Source organism: Pelobacter seleniigenes DSM 18267 (assembly GCF_000711225.1).
Taxonomy (GTDB): domain Bacteria; phylum Desulfobacterota; class Desulfuromonadia; order Desulfuromonadales; family Geopsychrobacteraceae; genus Seleniibacterium; species Seleniibacterium seleniigenes.
In genome coordinates, this window is sequence record NZ_JOMG01000002.1 from 226,700 (window position 1) to 244,837 (window position 18,138).

An 18,138-nucleotide genomic window follows, 5' to 3' on the forward strand; every position below is an offset into this window, starting at 1 on the left:
AATAAAGCCGCCTGTCGAATGTCGACATTATTCATATTGCTTTTGAAAATTCAACCCTTTTATTCAGCCTCTGGTATAGTTATCCTTTCGGGCGTCTTGGGTGCTGAGTGCTTATTATAGAAAAAGGGCCGAAGACCTGGTCTTCGACCCTTTTGAATAGTTAAACAGTTCTGGGAAAATCAGCTGATCTCATGTGACTTATTGCGGGTCCTGTTGGCCAGAATAACCGGATCGATGACTTCACCGCAGGCACTGCACTTCCATGCATCAAAAGCACGGACGAAATCATAATATTTTTCTGAATACATTCTTCCTTTGCACTTTGGACATTTCATTTTGTACCCCCTTAAGGCTCTATGCTGGACATGACGTGCAAATACAACCTTTAGCAAGGGATATTACACAAGTTGTGCCAACCCGGCGAAGGAGCTCTGTTATTTTCTCATTAAAACGAAGATATTCTTTAATTTTCAATATGTTAAAAAGAGAATAAGAGAAAACAAGAGGCTATCGTACAGACTTGACAGAGGGTCAGCAGGAAGGAATTGCACCTAGATTGGTCATTTTTTCGCCAATAATTTGACGACAAAACAAAGAAGCCGAATCGCCCGGCATTTAAAAGTTGAGCGATTCAGTTATAAAAATAGCATAGGAGTGGGCTCCGGCGGCCTCCGTCAGTTATCTGACGAAAAAATATTGACCGTTATTTTTTTGACGACCTCCTCGGCCACCCCAACCTGCTTACAGACTGTCTTTATACAGCTTATAGGTCAAAGAGTCCGCCAACGCCTGATAGGAAGCATCGATGACGTTGCTGCTGACCCCAACCGTTCCCCAACGACCATCCTGATCTCCGGACTCAACCAGCACTCGGATCATCGCGTCGGTCCCCTGGCTGGCCGGCAGCACCCGAACCTTATAATCAAGCAGTTTGACGTCGCCGATCTGCGGATAAAAGTTGATCAATCCCTTGCGCAGGGCGTTATCAAGGGCATGGACCGGACCGTTGCCGTCGGCAGCGGTGTGTTCGATTTTCCCACCGACCTTGACCTTGATGGTCGCTTCGGAGACCGGGTCCCGATCGCTCTCGCGCAAGGTATCGATAACCCGAAAGCCAGTGACGGCAAAATAATGCTTGAGCTTGCCCATTTCTTTGAGCATCAAGAGTTCGAAAGAGGCCTCTGCCCCTTCAAACTGGAAGCCTTTATTTTCCAAATCCTTGATTTCTTCCAGAATTTCGAGGGTCACCGGATCCTGACTGTCTAGGGACAGGCCGCATTCCTCGGCTTTGGCCAAAATATTAGCGCGCCCGGAAAGGTCGGAGACCAGCACCCTGGTGCGGTTGCCGACCTGCTCCGGTCGAATATGTTCATAAGTCTGCGGATGACGCTGAATCGCGGACACATGAACCCCACCCTTGTGGGCAAAGGCTGAATTGCCAACATAGGGCTGATGTTTGTCCGGAGCAAGGTTGGCAAGTTCATAAATGTAGCGGGAAATTTTTCGCAGGTTTTTAAGCTTCTCGTCTGGCAAACATTGCAGCCCGGTCTTGAGCTGCAGAGCGGGAATGATGGAACAGAGGTTGGCGTTGCCACAGCGTTCCCCGAAGCCGTTCACCGTGCCCTGAACCTGGATAGCGCCGCAGTGGACAGCCATCAAAGAGTTGGCCACGGCACACTCGCTGTCGTTGTGGGCATGGATGCCCAGGGGAGTTGACACCGCCTTGCGCACAGCCTGCATAATGGCGGGGATTTCATGGGGCAGGGTCCCACCGTTGGTATCACAGAGCACAATACAGTCAACCCCGGCAGCAGCTGCGGCCTGCAGCGTTTTCAAGGCGTATTCAGGATTCTGCTTATAGCCGTCGAAGAAATGCTCCGCGTCGTAGATCACCTCGCTGACTCGCTCCTTGAGGTAGACCAGAGAATCATTAATCAATTCCAGGTTCTCCTCCAGGGAGATCCGCAAGGCCTCCTGGACATGAAAATCCCAGGTTTTGCCAAAGATGGTCACAACATCAGGAGTTGCGGCGACCAGCATCTGAATGTTGTTATCCTCGGCCGGGGTGATCCGCGCCCGTCGGGTGGAACCGAATGCGGCTATTTTACTATGCTCCAGGGTTTCGTTCTGCATGGCCCGGAAGAAGCTGATGTCCTTGGGGTTGGAGCCGGGCCAGCCGCCTTCGATATAATCGATGCCCAGTTCGTCAAGCTTCTTGGCGATGCGCACCTTATCTTCAACCTGAAAAGAGATATCTTCCGCCTGCGTTCCGTCACGCAAGGTGGTGTCGTACAGATAGATTTTTCCCATGCTATGGCATTCCTTGTCTGCCTTGCAATCTCCTGTCCGACGGAGATATTAGGAGCGGACCGGCGGAGGCAAGGATCGGCATTCGAATTTCAGCGGGGCAGTGTGCCTGAGGTGCTGGCTCTCCCCTCCTAGAGCCAGGTTGCCCATCATTCAGTTTTCTTCGATTTCCTTATGATCAAGACCGAAGGCTTCATGCAGAACCCGCACGGCCAACTCGGTATACTTCGCGTTAATGATGCAGGAAACCTTGATCTCACTGGTCGAAATCATTTCGATATTGATGCCTTCACGGGACAAGGTTTCAAACATGGTGCTGGCGACACCCGAATGGGAGCGCATGCCGACCCCGATGATGGAGACCTTGGCAATATTGTTGTTATGGCTGACCCCGCGGGCACCGATATTTGCGGCAATTTCCTCAATGATCTGAACCGCTTTTTTGGCATCCCCCTTGGGAACGGTAAAGGTCATGTCGGTCGCCCCTTCATGGGACACGTTCTGGATGATCATATCGACAGTGATATTGTTGTTGCTCAACGGGGTAAATATCTGGGCGGCAATTCCGGGATGATCGGGAACCCCGAAAATGCTGATTTTTGCTTCATCCTTGTTATAAGCGATACCTGAAACCAGTACGGTCTCCATCTCATGATCCTCCTTCATTACGAGCGTTCCCGGGCTGTCATCGAAACTTGAACGCACATGAACAACGACGTTGTATTTTTTGGCAAATTCGACACTGCGGATCTGCAGGATTTTGGCTCCCAGGGAAGCCATCTCGAGCATCTCCTCGTAAGAGATCTTTTCAATTTTCCGGGCGCTGGGCACCATGCGCGGATCGGTGGTGTAAACCCCGTCGACATCCGTGTAAATTTCACAGACATCCGCTTTCAGCGCGGCAGCGACCGCCACGGCCGAGGTATCCGAACCGCCCCGGCCGAGGGTGGTGATATTCCCTTCGCCGTCGGTCCCTTGAAATCCGGCGACGACAATAATTGTCCCGCTTTTCAGGTCTTCGCGGATTTTCTTGTCATCGATGCTTTTGATTCTCGCCTTGGCGTGAGCTTTGTCAGTGACCATGGGAATTTGATAGCCAAGATAGCTTTTGGCATTGTAGCCCATGGATTGCAGGCACATGGACAGTAATGCAATGGTCACCTGCTCCCCGGTTGACACCAGGACATCATATTCACGCTCGTTGGGAAATTCGCTGATTTCCTCGGCCAAAGCAACCAGACGGTTGGTCTCACCAGCCATGGCGGAAACGATCACCACGACATCGTTTCCATCATCGAAAGTTTTGGCAACCCGGCGGGCAACATTGCGGATCCGCTCCACGGTTCCCACCGATGTTCCACCATATTTCTGAACTACCAGAGCCATAACAGTTTTCATCCTCCTCACAGGAAAAGCCGACGGTCGACCGCAGTCCCCATCGGTATTTATAAAGGTTTGATTTTCCAGATTTTTTAACTTAATAGCAAGAAAAATCCGGAGACCCGAAAAGGAGTCGCCGCATTATTCGCTACTTTTGCTCGACCGCGGTCTCTACCACAAAGGCTCTCAGGCGCTCAAGCAGGGTCCGATGGTCCTCATCCTGAGCGGACAATTCAATCAGCCGCCGCTCATTGTCGAGACGTTGCAAGCGGACCCAAAGCCCACCCTGCAGGGTATCGCCGGTTTTTTCAGGCCATTCCACCAGCGCGACCCCGGAACCATAGGCATAATCATCAAAACCGATCTCAATTAATTCGTCCGGATCGGTCAACCGATAAAGGTCAAAATGATAAAGATCCAGCCTTGCCCGGTAGTGATTCATCAGGGTAAAGGTGGGGCTGGTGATCGGGATCCGCGCATCAACTCCCAGGCCTCGGGCAACCCCGCGGGCAAAGACCGATTTCCCGGTTCCCAGGTCGCCCTCCAGTAGAATCAGGGCCGGATCCTCCAACAGGCAGCCCAGCAGTCTCCCCAGTTCGCAGGTTGCCGCTTCATCGGAACTGGTAAACACCCAGGAGCTCACGCCTTCAATCCTCCATGGCCCGAATCAGGTCAAGCCGGGCCACGACGCCGACCATCTTGCCCTGCTCAACAACCGGCAACAGATGAACCTTGTGCTTACTCATCAGTCCTGCCAGATCGCGGACGCTGTCATTCGGGGAACAGGTCACCACATTCCGGCTGCACAGTTCCCCCACGGTGGTGGCGGTGACCCGGTCGACCTCTTCCTTGAACTTTTTCTCGCTGTCGAGATAAAAAACCCAATCGAACAGAGCCATGACCGTGGGAATATGCATCGGTCTCTGTTGCTCAACCAGGTCGGTTTCACTGATAACCCCGACCAGTTTGCCGTTTTCATCTAATACCGGCATATTGCTGTAACGGGTTTCGACAAATTTTTTAGCCAGTTCCTTGAGGCTGGTATCCGTTGTCACCGCAACGACGTCCGTTGTCATGATTTCTTTTGCTGTCAGCATGGTCAGGCTCCTTTCAGCAGTTCATGCCGTGCCACGGGCAAATGTGAGATCAGGTCGGTAGCAATCATCCCTGCCGTCCCGCTGGTCCCGGCGATCAGTTCCGCTGCCCGGCCGTGTAGCCAGGCCCCCAGAGAGGCTGCGGCAAAAGCATCCATGCCCTGGGCCAACAGACCGCCGATTAATCCGGTCAGGACATCGCCGCTGCCACCAGCGGCCAGTCCATCGTTGCCGGTGGCATTGATATCCACCCGGCCGTCCGCAGCCGCGATCACGGTCCGTGCACCTTTCAGCAACAGCACGACATTATATTGCGCGGCAAAGGTCGCCGCACATTCGAACCGATTCGCTTCTATCTCGGCCACACTCAACCCGCAAAGCCGGGCCATTTCACCGGGGTGAGGGGTCAGAACCAGGGGCGCACGGTCGGGTTGTTGCAGCAACTCCAGCTGTCCGGCCAGCAAGTTCAGCCCGTCGGCATCAAGCACCATTGGAACCCGGACATGCCCAATCAGCCAGCCCAGCAGACGGGCCAGCTCTGCACTCTGCCCCAAACCTGGACCTATGGCAACCGCCTGGCGTCCGTTCAACAGAGCTTGCAGTTGCGGGCGGGCGGCAAAACTCAGCAGACCGTCCTGATCAGCCAGAGGGCAGCTCATGGCTTCGGTCAATTTCACTTCAATAATATCATGAACCGCGGCCGGCGTGGCGACGGTGACCAGCCCGCAGCCGCTACGCGCGGCGCAGTTGCCGGCAAGGGCCGCGGCCCCGGTCTTCCCCGGTGATCCGGCAACCACCAGCAGGTGGCCGAAGCTGCCCTTATGCCCACCCGTTGCCCGCGCCGGGAGTAGCGCCCGGGCATCCGCCTCATCAAGCAGGCGAACCCGCGATGACAGCTGTGGCCGCAGTTGCCGCGGAATACCGATATCGACGACCTTGAGCTGACCGACACAGTCCGCTCCCGGCCGGCTGCCATGGCCGATCTTGGCGCAATCAAAGGTTACGGTCAGATCGGCGTCAACGGCGAGCCCCAAGATTTTGCCGCTGGAGCCGTCCACGCCGGAGGGGATATCGACGGCAAACACTGCGGCAGCAGAAGCGTTGATCAGACGGATGGCCTCTCTTTGCAGACCGCGTACCGCCGAATTGAGTCCGGTTCCGAACACCGCATCGACGATGATCGGCCAGTTTGTCCGGGCAAAGTATCCACTTAGCTGCTCGCTGTCGGTGATAAAATCGACCGGCAGAGCCAGGGCATTGAGAATATTAAGCATGATCTTGGCATCGCCGTTGATCTCCGCTTCACCGCCAAGGACCAGCGTCTCAACTTGCCAGCCACGGTCGGCGAGCACCCGGGCCATGACATAGCCATCGCCACCGTTGTTCCCTTTGCCGGCAATCACCAGCACCGGCCCCGGAAACAACCTGCCGAAAGTCTGCTCGAACTGATCGCAGCAGGCCCGGCCGGCATTTTCCATCAACACCGCTCCGGGGACCCCGAGTTCATTGATCGCATGCTGATCAACCGCCGCCATTTCCTTTGCAGTGCAGAGTCTCATCAGCCCTCCAGAACCACTGTAGCCACGGCGTAGTCACCGTCATGGGAATAACTTAAAAAGACTTTGGACGCACCCCGTTCCGCCATCATTTCCGCAGCACGTGCGGAAATGGCCAGGGTCGGGCAGCCAAGGGAATCATTGACGACACAGACCTGTTGCCAACTCAGGCCATCGCGAAGCCCTGTCCCCAACGCCTTAAGAAATGCTTCTTTGGCGGCAAAGCGTGCCGCCAGGTGGGAGGCCGGATCATGCTTGCCCAGCGCGTAATTGCGTTCTTCTGCGGAAAAAACCCGCTCCAGCAGTTTATTATCCGGTGTCAGGAACTTTCTGAACCGGTCGATACGAGCGAGATCAGTTCCAATCCCGACAATGGCCAAATCATCAACCTTTCAATAATTGCAGCATTTCCCGAACCGCACGCTCCATGCCGACCAGAGCCGCCCGCGCCACGATGCTGTGGCCGATGTTGAATTCTTCGATGCCACCCAAGGCGACAACCGGGCCGACATTACGATAGTCGAGACCATGACCGGCATTGACCCGCAGCCCCAGCTTGCGAGCTGCGCTGATCCCAATTTCGATGCGCTGCAGTTGCTGCAGTTGGTCCACTTCGCTTTGGGCCTCACAATAGGTTCCGGTATGAATTTCGATAAAATCCGCACCGACCCGGTGGCTGGCTTTGATCTGATCGATATCCGGCTCGATGAACAGGCTGACAACAATCCCGGCCTGTTTGAGCAGGGCAATTTTTTCCTTCAGAGTCGATTGTAACAGGGAGACATCCAGGCCGCCCTCCGTGGTCAGTTCATGACGCCCTTCGGGAACCAGGGTCACGGAGTCGGGGAGGGTTTTCAGGGCGATAGCGACCATTTCGTCGGTCAACGCCATCTCCAGATTGAGTCTGGTTTTGACAGTTTTCCTGAGAATTTCGACATCGCGATCCTGAATATGCCGACGGTCTTCGCGCAGGTGCACGGTAATTCCGTCAGCGCCGGCGAGTTCGGCAATGGCCGCGGCCGTTACCGGATCCGGCTCAGTGATGCCACGGGCCTGGCGGATGGTTGCAATATGGTCAACATTGACTCCAAGTTTTGCCACTTTTATTCTCCAATTTTTACTCATTCGGTCCCGCTCATCATATCAGCAATCTTCAGACGGGCTCTCTGAAGACCGGTCAAGCGTTGCATACGGAAAGCCGCCCCTTCAGTACCGCTCGGATATCAGGCTCCCAAGTGCTCGCGAACCGCGTCGGCCAGCTGCTCGGCGAGGACGGTAATCCGGTTTTGGTTTTCACCTTCCAGCATCACCCGCAATAGGGGTTCGGTACCGGAATAACGAATCAACACTCTGCCCTTATCGCCGAGTTCCGCCTCGACCTCATCGATAATCTTCTTGATCGGCTCAATTTCATGCAGCTCGGCCTTTTTTCTCACCCGCACGTTCACCAGAACCTGGGGAAGAGAAGTCATGACCCGGGCCAATTCCGACAGCCGCTTACCTTTGCGCTGCATGATCGCCAGCACCTGCAGGGCGGAAAGAATGCCGTCGCCGGTGGTATTGTGATCGAGGAAAATCATATGTCCCGACTGTTCACCACCTAAATTATAGCCACCGCTGATCATTTCTTCGACCACGTAACGATCGCCGACCGCAGTCCTGATGACTTTGCCGCCCGCTTTTTTGATGGCGATATCCAGCCCCATGTTGCTCATCACCGTAGCAACCACAGTTTTTTTCTGCAACTGACCGGCCTTGATCATTTCCGTGCCGCACAGGGCCATGATGTGATCACCGTCGACCTCGACTCCTTTTTCATCGACAAAAATCACCCGGTCGGCGTCGCCGTCCAGGGCAATGCCGAGATCGGCCCGATATTCGCGGACCTTTTCCGCCATCACTTCCGGATGCAGGGACCCGCATCCTTCGTTGATATTGGTCCCATCCGGTTTGACACCAAGGGGGATGACTTCGGCTCCGAGTTCGGTGAGGACCGCCGGTGCGACCTTATAGCCGGCGCCGTTGGCGCAATCGAGCACAATGCGCAAGCCCTGCAGATCAAGGTCTTTAGGGAAGGCGTTCTTCAGGAACACGACATAGCGGCCGATGGCGTCATCGATCCGGTAGGCCTTGCCCACTTCAGCGGCTATTGGCCGCAAATCCTCCAGCCGGCGATTGATAATCAGTTCCTCAATACGCAGCTCAAGTTCGTCGGGCAGTTTAAACCCGGTATTTGAGAAAAACTTGATACCGTTGTCCTGATAAGGGTTGTGCGAGGCACTGATCACCACCCCCGCGTCGGCCCGCATGGAAGAGGTGATAAAAGCAATCCCCGGGGTCGGCAACGGCCCGACCAGCAGAACATCCACCCCCATGGAACAGATCCCGGCGACCAGCGCATTCTCGATCATGTAGCCGGACAGCCGGGTATCCTTGCCGATCACCACCCGGTGGCGCCGGTTGCCGTCGTTCTTAAACACATAGGCCGCTGCCCGCCCGAGTTGCATGGCCATTTCCGTGGTCATCGGCTCGATATTCGCTACGCCCCGCACCCCGTCGGTGCCGAACAGTTTTTTTTCAATGCTCATTGAGTCTTCCCCTGTGGTTGCTGCGCCCCCTGCCCGGCAGCATCCGCCGGCCCGGTCGGCAAGGTCTCAACAGGTTGGATTTCAACCTGGACCTCGGTGGTTTTGTCATCTTTAAAATAAGTGTAGGTGCCCCGATGGATCAGCGGCACAATCACCGAAAAGCCTTGATTGACTCCGGTCAGATCAATCTCTTCGGTGGTCACTTCATTAACGCTTTTCAACTCGGTCTCGGCCCCGGCGACAATCACCCGATCCGGAACCGCGCGGACACTGCCCACCTGGAAGCCGGCCAGGGGATCACCGTTCAGGGCGATTTTGATCGGCACCAACTTCTCCTTGACCCGCTCCAGCTTCAGATCGATGAAAGAGGGGGACAGCCGGGTCACCCGCAGGCCGCTCGGCAGGTTCAGCCTCTCTTCAAGACGCTTGAAGGTGGTCAGGCCCGGTTTCAGGTCACTCAGGTCAACCACGATACTGATATCACTGGGGCTGACTTTCATCAGCAGGGTGCGGGGTCCGCTGATGCGCACATCAACCAGGCTCGGCACCTCGTTGGCGATCATCAGTCCCTGGGGAATATTCTGCAACTCCAGGGGGACCCGGAAGCCGACTTCCAGCCGCCGCTCCCCCATGATGAACATCCACAGCAGCAGGGCAAAGACCAGGGAGATCAGCTTCAAGGTCCAATTTTCGGTGAACAGCTTGAACATGCCCCCTACCCTCTCTTCTTTTTCTTCTGCAGTTTGACTTTACGCGGTTCAAGCAACCGGCCGAGAACTTTTTTCAGGCTGGTCGCATCCAGGTTACGGGTCATGCCTCCATTAACCGCCACCGAAATCTTCCCGGTCTCCTCGGAAACGATGATGGCGATGGCGTCAGCCAGCTCGGTCAGTCCAATGGCGGCCCGGTGGCGCGTGCCCAGGTCTTTGTTCAGCTCTGCCCCCTGGCTCAAGGGCAGAAAACAGCCGGCTTTGGTCAGCCGCCCCTGTTGCAGCACCAGCGCACCGTCATGGATCGGCGACGACGGCATGAAGATGGCACGGATCAATTCCGTTGAAACGCGCGCATCAATAGGGGTGCCGGATTCCAGGATATCGTTGATGCCGGTCTCCCGCTCGATGGCGATCAGCGCGCCGATTTTGCGATTACCGAGGGCGACACAGGCCTTCACCAGCTCTTCGATCACCGCGGACTCCTCACGCGAGGTCGTCCCCCCCAGAAACGGGTTGCGTCCGACGTGCATCAGGGCTCTGCGAATATCATTTTGAAAGATGACCACGATCACCAGAATGATCGAGGACAGGAAGTTGCTGAGAAACCAGTTCAGGGTGTGCAGATCGCCGATCCGCGAGGCCATGTAGACCACCAGGATAACAGCCAGACCAAGCAGCATCTGCACGGCCCGGGTCCCTTTGATCAGCAGGATGATGCGGTAGATAATAAACGCAACAATGGAGATGTCGAGGATATCGAGCAAGCGGATATTGGAAAAGACATCAAACATTGCGTCAACCTGTCATGCGGTTATGAGGATACTGCCCAAATCTTGGTCGGCAGAGCGACTCAGGGCAACTCCCGCTCGCGCACAGCCCAGGCCACCAGCGCAGCTTCCCGTGCCGGTGCGACATCGTGAACGCGGAAGATATGCGCTCCCTGCGCAACTCCCAGAGCAATCGTTGCGAGGGTACCGGACAGCCGCTCGCGAGGGTTCTGCTGATCAAGAATTTTGCCGATAAAACTTTTTCGCGACGTTCCCAGCAGGATCGGACAACCCAGCGCCCGGAGACGTTGCAGGGAACCCAGCAGCTCCAGGTTCCCAATGACACTTTTGCCGAAGCCGATGCCCGGATCCACAGCGATACGGCTTTTATCGATCCCGACAGCAGCGGCAAGATCCAGGCTGTGCTGTAAAAACGCCAGAACTTCACCGCACAGATCGGCATATTCGGTGTTGTTCTGCATCTGTGCCGGGGTCCCACGGGTGTGCATGACCACCAGTCCGGCGCCCGTTTCGGCGGCAGTCCTGGCCATTTGGGGATCAAAGGTCAGCCCGCTGATGTCGTTGATGAAGTTGGCCCCGGCCAGGATGGCCGCGCGGGCTACTTCGGCCTTATTGGTATCGATGGACAGCGGCAGGTCGGTTTCTTGCCGGATCCGCTCGATCACCGGCACAACCCGCGCAATCTCTTCGGCAGCGCTGATCAGCTCTGCACCGGGGCGGGTACTTTCCCCGCCGATATCGATGAGTGTGGCGCCGGCCTGTTCCATGCGCAGGGCCTGCTGCACCGCGGCATCCGGGGCCTGAAAACAGCCGCCGTCCGAAAACGAATCCGGCGTGACGTTCAGCACCCCCATGATCGCCGGCAGGCGCAGCTCAAGCCGGCAGCCCTTGCCGACCAGAATCGCCGGAGTTTTCATCATCACTCTTTGAGCGCGCCGTCCGTAGACTCCGCTTCCTCAGCGGTCTCTTCCGGCTTCGCGGCATCCTCCGCAGGATCCTGATCCGCCGCGCTCGCCGCTTCAGCTGCCTTGCTGTCGGCTTTCAGGCTTTCCAGATCGATACCTTCCTCTTTCTCGGCCTGTTCGACTTTCTCCTCCAGGTACTCCGGAACACCGTCGGGGAAGACCACCTGAAGGATTTCCGAGCTGTTCAGGGTTTCCTTCTCAAGCAACAGTTCAGACAGCGCAATCAGCTGCGGCTTGTGTTCCTTGAGCAGTTTACGGGTCAGCTCATAATTTTCATGGATGATCCGGCGAATCTCATTGTCGATATCGACCGCGGTGGCTTCACTGTAATTCTTGACATGCCCCATATCACGGCCGAGGAAGACCTCGCCCTCTTTTTCTCCAAAGGTCAGGGGACCGATTTTTTCACTCATCCCCCATTCGCAAACCATTTTACGGGCGATGGTGGTGACCCGTTCAAGGTCATTGCTGGCGCCGCTGGTAACCGAATCAAAGGTCAGTTCTTCGGCGATCCGGCCACCGAGCATGGCCCGGATGCGGATATTCAGCCCCTTGGCGGTTTCATTGTATTTCTCTTCCACCGGCAGGTACATGGTAACCCCCATAGCCCGGCCCCGCGGAATGATGGAGACCTTATGAACCGGATCGGAGCCCGGGGTCAGCAGCGACACCAGGGCGTGACCGGCTTCATGGTAGGCGGTGACTTTCTTCTCTTCCTCGGTGATCACCATGGAGCGTCGTTCGGCGCCCATCAGGACTTTATCCTTGGCCGCTTCAATATCGTCCATATCGACCTTGACCTTATTGGCACGGGCCGCCAGCAGGGCGCCTTCGTTGATCAGGTTGGCCAGATCGGCACCGGAGAAGCCCGGAGTAGCCTTGGCAACCACTTCCAGGTTGACGTTTTCATCCAATGGTACCTTGCGCGAATGAACCTGCAGAATCTTATGCCGACCCTTGACATCGGGGCGCGGCACCACCACCTGGCGGTCAAACCGCCCGGGGCGCAACAGAGCCGGGTCGAGGACGTCCGGGCGGTTGGTTGCGGCAACCAGAATAACCCCTTCGTTGGATTCGAAGCCGTCCATTTCCACCAGCAACTGGTTAAGGGTCTGCTCGCGTTCATCATGCCCGCCGCCCAGACCGGCACCGCGATGCCGCCCGACCGCGTCGATCTCATCGATAAAGATGATGCAGGGGGCATTTTTTTTGCCCTGCAGAAACAGGTCGCGAACCCGGCTTGCACCGACCCCGACGAACATTTCGACGAAATCGGACCCGGAGATGGTGAAGAACGGTACCCCGGCCTCGCCAGCCACAGAGCGGGCAAGCAGGGTTTTCCCGGTCCCGGGCGACCCGACCAGCAGCACCCCTTTGGGAATCTTGCCGCCGAGTTTGGTGAACTTTTTCGGATCCTTGAGGAATTCGACAACTTCTTCGAGCTCCTGCTTGGCTTCATCCACCCCGGCGACATCCTTGAAGGTGACCTGCCCCTGGGTATCGGTCAACAACTTGGCTTTGCTCTTGCCAAAGCTCATGGCCTTGCCGCCACCGGACTGCATTTGTCGCATGAAGAATATCCATACCGCTATCAGCAGCAGGATCGGCCCCCAGGAAATCAGCAGGGTAAACCAGAAACCCTGGTCATCCGCTGGTTTGGCTTCAATGACGACACCCTTTTTCTTAAGCTCGGGGATCAGCTGGTCGTCCATCGGCGCTACGGTCTGGAACTTGGAACCGTCCTCATAAACGCCGCTCAGCTGACTGCCCTGAAAGGTGATCTTTGAAACCCGGCCGGCATCGACTGCGGTCAGGAACTCGGTGTAGTTGATCTGTTTCTGCTCTGTTTCTTTCTGGGTCATCATATTGAAAAGCATGATCATTAACAGAGAAATGACCAGCCAAAGTGCTAAGTTCTTCTGAAATTGACTCACAGGACCCCCTAGTGATTAATGGATGTCTGTACCACCTGCCGGCTGTTTCCGACCGGAAAACGACCGGGGGCGACATCCGAACTCGCCGATGACCGGCCAAGCGGCTGAAAAATGCTGAAACTAGCAGAAAAAATTACCATAAAGAACGTGACCTCACAAGTTTTTTGTCCTTTTTTTCCACCCCTCAAACCAGCTCAATTCTGGCGATTCCCGAGTTGCAAGGAGAAGCCACGCCATGGCGCGAGCGCCTCCAGCCGACCAGCCACAAAATCCGCTCGCCGCTGAGCAGAATCGGCACCCTGCCCCGTTCTTCCAGCTCCAGATGATTGTCGGCAAAAAAGCGCTTGAGCTTTTTGCTCCCGGCCATCCCCTGCGGCTCGAAGCGATCCCCGTATTGCCAGCTGCGCACCCGCAGCGGCAGGTCCAGTTCCGCCAGGTCAAATTCGGCACAACCGGCCGTTTCGCCCTGCGGATCGGTCACCACGGAGGCCTGCAGCACCCTGCCGTCCGGCAACTCGACCCGGCCCGGCACAGACAGGGTTTCATTATAGGCAAGCGCCGGTGCAGGCGCCACCCGCCGGAACCAGATTATTTCATAGCGCCGGGCCACCCAGCCCCCCGGCAGATCCAGCTGGGCCTGACTGCGCGTGCCTGACAACAGGGCGGCAACAGCCTCAAGATGAACGTTTTCAATCTGCTGCAGATCACCGCGCTCCTGCCGCAACGCTTCACGCAGTAATCGCAGCTGCAACGCCGGGTGCTGGGCCAGCAACCCCGGCCGCGACAGCCGCAAGCCGTCGACCCGCCCGACCACCAAAGTGGGAAAAGTCAGCGCAACCTGCTGCTGCCAGAAATCTTCTTCCACCCGACACTGTCGAATCAGACTCTCCGTGCGCTCCACAAAGCGTGGATTGAGCTCCTGTAGCAGCGGAACCAGTTCATGGCGTAGCCGGTTGCGCAAATAGGCCGGGTCACGGTTGCTTTCATCCTCAACCCAGGACAGCCCATGCTGTTGTGCATAAGTGACGATCTGTTGCCGCGAGCACCCCAGCAACGGCCGCCACCAAAGCCCCTTGCACGGCGCCATGCCAACCATGCCGCTCTGCCCGGTACCGCGCACCAGGCGCAGCAGCAGCGTTTCAATCTGATCGTCACGATGGTGGGCCAGCGCGACAAGGTCGGCATTCAGGCGTACGGCAAGGGCCCGGAACAACTCTCTGCGGGCCTGGCGACCGGCCATCTCCAGACTGAGCTTTTGTTCCTGCGCCAGCCGGGGGACCGGACAACGCTCCAGCCAGCAGGGGACCCCCTGAGCAGCGCAGAGCCGTTCAACAAACGCGGCATCCTCACTGCTCCGCGGCCGGATCTGATGATCCAGATGCACCGCATGCAGCTCGAGCCCGTGCGGCCCGGCCAGACGCCCCAGGGCATGCAACAGAACCACCGAATCCACCCCGCCGGAGACCGCCACCAGAATCTTCCGCTGATTCGCCGGCAGAGCCTCGCTAATGCTCCGTTCAATGTCCACTGCCTGGATTGACATGCACCCTCTGCTGAAAAGATTGACTCGCCGCGCCATGGCGACAACAACGAATATAAACGAAAAAGGCCCTCCCCGAAAGCGGGAAGGGCCTTAATTATGGTGGCGGTGCAGAGATTCGAACTCCGGACACTGCGGATATGAGCCGCATGCTCTAACCAACTGAGCTACACCGCCGAATCTATAACAACTCTTTACAGAGATTTCGGCTTTTGGTTGCGGGAGAGGGATTTGAACCCCCGACCTTCGGGTTATGAGCCCGACGAGCTACCAGACTGCTCCATCCCGCGACACGAGGTCTGGAAATTAATCTTCAAACGGCAAAATGTCAAGAAAAAAAATTTACCTCCCGAAGAGAAAAAAACCGGTTTTACTGACGAGACACGAAGCCCTTGATCTTTTCCTTTTTTTCCAACACCTGTTGCGCCACTTTCGCCTCTTCCGCATCAGCATAAGGGCCGACGCGAACCCGATACCAGAGCCCTTTGGCCCCAAGATCGGCTTCCACCATAAAGGCGGGGTAGCCCTGTTTGAGCAGTTTTTCTTTAAGCGCGATGGCATCTTTGGCCGCGCTAAAAGAACCGATCTGTACAGCATGGGAACCGCCTGCGACCGTCCTGGGCATGGTTTCACTGTCATTTCCCGCGGCCGGCTTGGGGACCGGGGCCGGGGCTGCCGGTGCAGGCTGTTTCACTGCCGCGACAGTCTCCTGCCGAGGCGCTTTTTCCACAATCGGCTGAGCAGGCAGATCGATGGGCGGTTGGCTGCTGCCGGCAGCAGCCGGTTCTTCAACCGGCGCCATGTTGATGCCGCTGCCGAGCGGTGCGGAATCCTTGGCCAGATCATCATAAAAGGATAATTTCGGTTCCTGCCCGGTGACCGTTTCGGTGGTCACACCGGCGATTTTGTCCGCCACCGGATCCGGCGGAGCGGTCGCTTTTGGAGCAGGTGAGGTAACGACCGGCGGAGCCTGAGCGACCAGAACCTTGTCTTGCTGAGTCTTGGCATAAGCCAGTTCCCGTTCTGCTCCGCGCCGCCCGACGATAACCCCGAGGGTAAAACTTGCGAGTGATACGACCAACACCAATACCAGCAGAATAATCGCCTGACGTTTTTCCATTCTGCGCTGGGTCCGAGTTTTTGTCGTTCCCTTCATCTTTCTCCCTTTTATTCCAAGCAGATTCCTCTCTGCCTACATCTGTTCCGGAGCCGAGACGCCAAGGATCTTCAAGGCGTTGGCCAGAACAATACGAACCGAATTGACCAGATAGAGCCGCGCTTTGCTAACCTCCGGATCGTCGACCAGAACCCGTTGCCGATTATAGTAGCTGTGGAACTGGGCAGCAAGGTCCTGGAGATAAAAAACAATTCGGTGCGGCTCATAATTGAGCGCGGCGCCGCTGAGCGATTCCGGGAATCGGGCCAATAGTTTGGCCAGAGCCAATTCCTCCGGCAAGGTTAAGCGGCTATAGTCGATCTGCCCCTGTTGCGGTTGCGCAATCCCGGCCTCGACGGCATTCCGGTTGATGCTGCAGACCCGCGCATGGGCATACTGGACATAGTATACCGGATTATCGCTGTTCTGTTGTTTGGCCAGTTCCAGGTCAAAGTCGAGTTGGCTGTCGCAGCGTCGAATCAGGAAAAAGAAACGGCAGGCATCGCGGCCGACCTCATCGATCACCTCACGCAGAGTGATGAAATTACCGGAGCGCTTGCCCATGATAAAGGGTTGACCGTCGCGCAGCAGATTGACCATCTGGATCAACAGAACTTCCAGATCTTCCGACGGATGCCCGAGCCCGGTCAGCATCGCCTTCATCCGCGGGATATAACCGTGGTGATCGGCTCCCCAGACATCGATAACCCGATCGAAACCACGATCGAATTTTTCCATGTGATAGGCGACATCCGAAGCGAAGTAGGTATAGCTGCCATCCGACTTGATCAGCACCCGGTCCTTGTCGTCGCCAAATTCCGTGGTCCGTAGCCAGAGCGCATCATCCTGCTTGAAAGTGAGCCCTTTCCGCTCCAGGTTGGCCAGCTGCTGATCGACCATATGGCGGTCATAGAGGCTCTTCTCGCTGTACCAGTTGTCAAAGCGAATGCCGAATTCCTCCAGATCGGTTTCGATCCACTGGAGGATTTCCGCCACCCCGAAGCGCGCACAGAATTCGATGGCCTCGGCCTCGGAAAAATCCCTCAACTCACCTTTGGCGGCTCGCAGCTTTGCCGCCACCTCAGTGACATACTCGGCCTGGTAGCCATCTTCCGGGAAATCGATCTGCTCCCCCTGCAGTTCCCGCAGGCGGAGCAGGATGGACCGCCCCAAGGTCTGAACCTGATTACCGGCATCATTGACATAATACTCGCGCTGCACCGCATAACCGGCGGCTTCCAGCACTGACGCCAGGGCGTCGCCAACGACCGCACCGCGGCCGTGACCGATGTGCAGGGGCCCGGTCGGATTGGCGCTGACGAACTCAACCTGAATTCGGCGCCCCTGACCAATGTCCAGTTTCCCGTAAGCAGCTCCCTGCTCCATTACCTGGTCAAGGACGGCATACCAGCACTGTGCAGCCAGCCGGAAATTAATAAAGCCCGGTCCGGCGATTTCAACCCGGTCGCATAACGGATTTTCCTGCAGGCGGACCACCAGCAGTTCGGCAATCTGCCGCGGGGCCTTGCGCTCCGGTTTGGCCAGGGTCATGGCCAGGTTGGTGGCAAAATCACCGTGCTCGGGATTCTTGGGGACTTCCAGTTGGATTTCAGCAGGAACTTCGCCGGAACTCAGTTCGCCGGCGGCATAACAGTCTTTCAGGGCAGCCTCGATGGCTTGCCGCAATTGTGTCTTCATTCTTTTTTTTGCCTCTTGTCCTCGTTGTTCTGATCCGGAATAAAATAAATCAGTTCGCCTTCACGCACCATTCCCAGCTTGGTACGGGCCAGCTGTTCCCAGTAATTCTTATCCGTCTGCAGGCGCTGAATCTGTTCGTGCAGGTGATCCTGCTCCTGACGCAACTCTTCCAGTTGAGCCTGCAGCTGTTCTTTCTGTTGCTGCGCCTGCAGAATGCGCATCACCCCGCGGTCGCCGAAAACGGCATAGACAAACATCAGGGCAATCACAATCAACAGGCCGATGGTCAGAAAATTTTTCTTCCCATTCGCCGCAGATTCTGGTTCTTGCTCAGAAGCCAATTCCAACCTCTTACCCTACCTTGGCCGACACGCCCGTTAAAAAACCAATGGTGCAGGTTCGCATGCTGTTGTGGCAAG

The 18,138-nt window shown here is 56.5% G+C and carries 17 protein-coding genes and 2 tRNA genes; all 19 read right to left on the reverse strand.

From position 1 onward, the window contains the following. Positions 1-179 precede the first annotated feature (179 nt). The 19 genes from N909_RS26280 to N909_RS0103755 all read right to left on the reverse strand — a co-directional run bounded on the left by N909_RS26280 (position 180) and on the right by N909_RS0103755 (position 18,060). Positions 180-308 (reverse strand): hypothetical protein, encoded by a 129-nt coding sequence (locus tag N909_RS26280; RefSeq protein WP_281174806.1) that lies wholly within the window; start codon positions 306-308, stop codon positions 180-182. A 433-nt stretch (positions 309-741) separates the two neighbouring features. After that, positions 742-2,310, reverse strand: a complete 1,569-nt coding sequence (cimA, locus tag N909_RS0103670; RefSeq protein WP_029911564.1) for a citramalate synthase — start codon at positions 2,308-2,310, stop codon at positions 742-744. 150 nt (positions 2,311-2,460) lie between these two features. Then, entirely contained in the window at positions 2,461-3,693 is a 1,233-nt protein-coding gene (locus tag N909_RS0103675; RefSeq protein WP_029911567.1) for an aspartate kinase, read from the reverse strand. Between the two features lie 142 nt (positions 3,694-3,835). Further along, positions 3,836-4,330 carry a tRNA (adenosine(37)-N6)-threonylcarbamoyltransferase complex ATPase subunit type 1 TsaE gene (gene tsaE, locus N909_RS0103680; protein WP_029911570.1) on the reverse strand — a complete coding sequence of 165 codons (495 nt, stop codon included), beginning with the start codon at positions 4,328-4,330 and terminating at the stop codon, positions 3,836-3,838. Between the two features lie 4 nt (positions 4,331-4,334). Continuing rightward, positions 4,335-4,784, reverse strand: a complete 450-nt coding sequence (locus tag N909_RS0103685; protein ID WP_029911572.1) for a CBS domain-containing protein — start codon at positions 4,782-4,784, stop codon at positions 4,335-4,337. Between the two features lie 2 nt (positions 4,785-4,786). Next, complete coding sequence (locus N909_RS0103690; RefSeq protein WP_029911575.1) at positions 4,787-6,340, reverse strand: bifunctional ADP-dependent NAD(P)H-hydrate dehydratase/NAD(P)H-hydrate epimerase; 1,554 nt, start codon at positions 6,338-6,340, stop codon at positions 4,787-4,789. Beyond that, positions 6,340-6,717, reverse strand: coding sequence for a holo-ACP synthase (locus N909_RS0103695; RefSeq protein ID WP_029911577.1), 378 nt, complete (start codon positions 6,715-6,717; stop codon positions 6,340-6,342). Before N909_RS0103695 ends, N909_RS0103690 begins: the two co-directional genes overlap by 1 nt. Before the next feature lie 4 nt (positions 6,718-6,721). Next, entirely contained in the window at positions 6,722-7,438 is a 717-nt protein-coding gene (locus N909_RS0103700) for a pyridoxine 5'-phosphate synthase (RefSeq protein ID WP_029911580.1), read from the reverse strand. A gap of 122 nt (positions 7,439-7,560) precedes the next feature. Beyond that, positions 7,561-8,925: a phosphoglucosamine mutase gene (gene glmM, locus N909_RS0103705; RefSeq protein WP_029911582.1), complete on the reverse strand. Its 1,365-nt coding sequence runs from the start codon at positions 8,923-8,925 to the stop codon at positions 7,561-7,563. Continuing rightward, a complete protein-coding gene (locus tag N909_RS0103710) occupies positions 8,922-9,635 on the reverse strand; it encodes a CdaR family protein (protein ID WP_029911585.1) in 714 nt (237 codons plus the stop codon). Before N909_RS0103710 ends, glmM begins: the two co-directional genes overlap by 4 nt. Positions 9,636-9,640: 5 nt before the next feature. Then, the gene (gene cdaA / locus N909_RS0103715; protein WP_029911589.1) at positions 9,641-10,429 is read right to left on the reverse strand and encodes a diadenylate cyclase CdaA; all 789 of its coding nucleotides are present in this window, start codon (positions 10,427-10,429) and stop codon (positions 9,641-9,643) included. A 59-nt stretch (positions 10,430-10,488) separates the two neighbouring features. Beyond that, positions 10,489-11,346: a dihydropteroate synthase gene (gene folP / locus N909_RS0103720; protein ID WP_245613568.1), complete on the reverse strand. Its 858-nt coding sequence runs from the start codon at positions 11,344-11,346 to the stop codon at positions 10,489-10,491. Next, positions 11,346-13,325, reverse strand: a complete 1,980-nt coding sequence (gene ftsH / locus N909_RS0103725; RefSeq protein ID WP_084167420.1) for an ATP-dependent zinc metalloprotease FtsH — start codon at positions 13,323-13,325, stop codon at positions 11,346-11,348. Before ftsH ends, folP begins: the two co-directional genes overlap by 1 nt. A 184-nt stretch (positions 13,326-13,509) precedes the next feature. Then, positions 13,510-14,868, reverse strand: a complete 1,359-nt coding sequence (gene tilS / locus N909_RS0103730) for a tRNA lysidine(34) synthetase TilS (protein ID WP_029911598.1) — start codon at positions 14,866-14,868, stop codon at positions 13,510-13,512. Between the two features lie 97 nt (positions 14,869-14,965). Continuing rightward, positions 14,966-15,042: transfer RNA gene (locus N909_RS0103735), tRNA-Met, on the reverse strand. Between the two features lie 36 nt (positions 15,043-15,078). Continuing rightward, positions 15,079-15,155, reverse strand: a tRNA-Met gene (locus tag N909_RS0103740). An 80-nt stretch (positions 15,156-15,235) separates the two neighbouring features. Continuing rightward, the gene (locus N909_RS0103745; protein WP_029911601.1) at positions 15,236-16,021 is read right to left on the reverse strand and encodes an SPOR domain-containing protein; all 786 of its coding nucleotides are present in this window, start codon (positions 16,019-16,021) and stop codon (positions 15,236-15,238) included. Between the two features lie 36 nt (positions 16,022-16,057). Continuing rightward, positions 16,058-17,719 (reverse strand): arginine--tRNA ligase, encoded by a 1,662-nt coding sequence (gene argS / locus N909_RS0103750; RefSeq protein WP_029911604.1) that lies wholly within the window; start codon positions 17,717-17,719, stop codon positions 16,058-16,060. Beyond that, complete coding sequence (locus tag N909_RS0103755; protein WP_155005857.1) at positions 17,716-18,060, reverse strand: FtsB family cell division protein; 345 nt, start codon at positions 18,058-18,060, stop codon at positions 17,716-17,718. Before N909_RS0103755 ends, argS begins: the two co-directional genes overlap by 4 nt. Between the last annotated feature and the right edge of the window lie 78 nt (positions 18,061-18,138).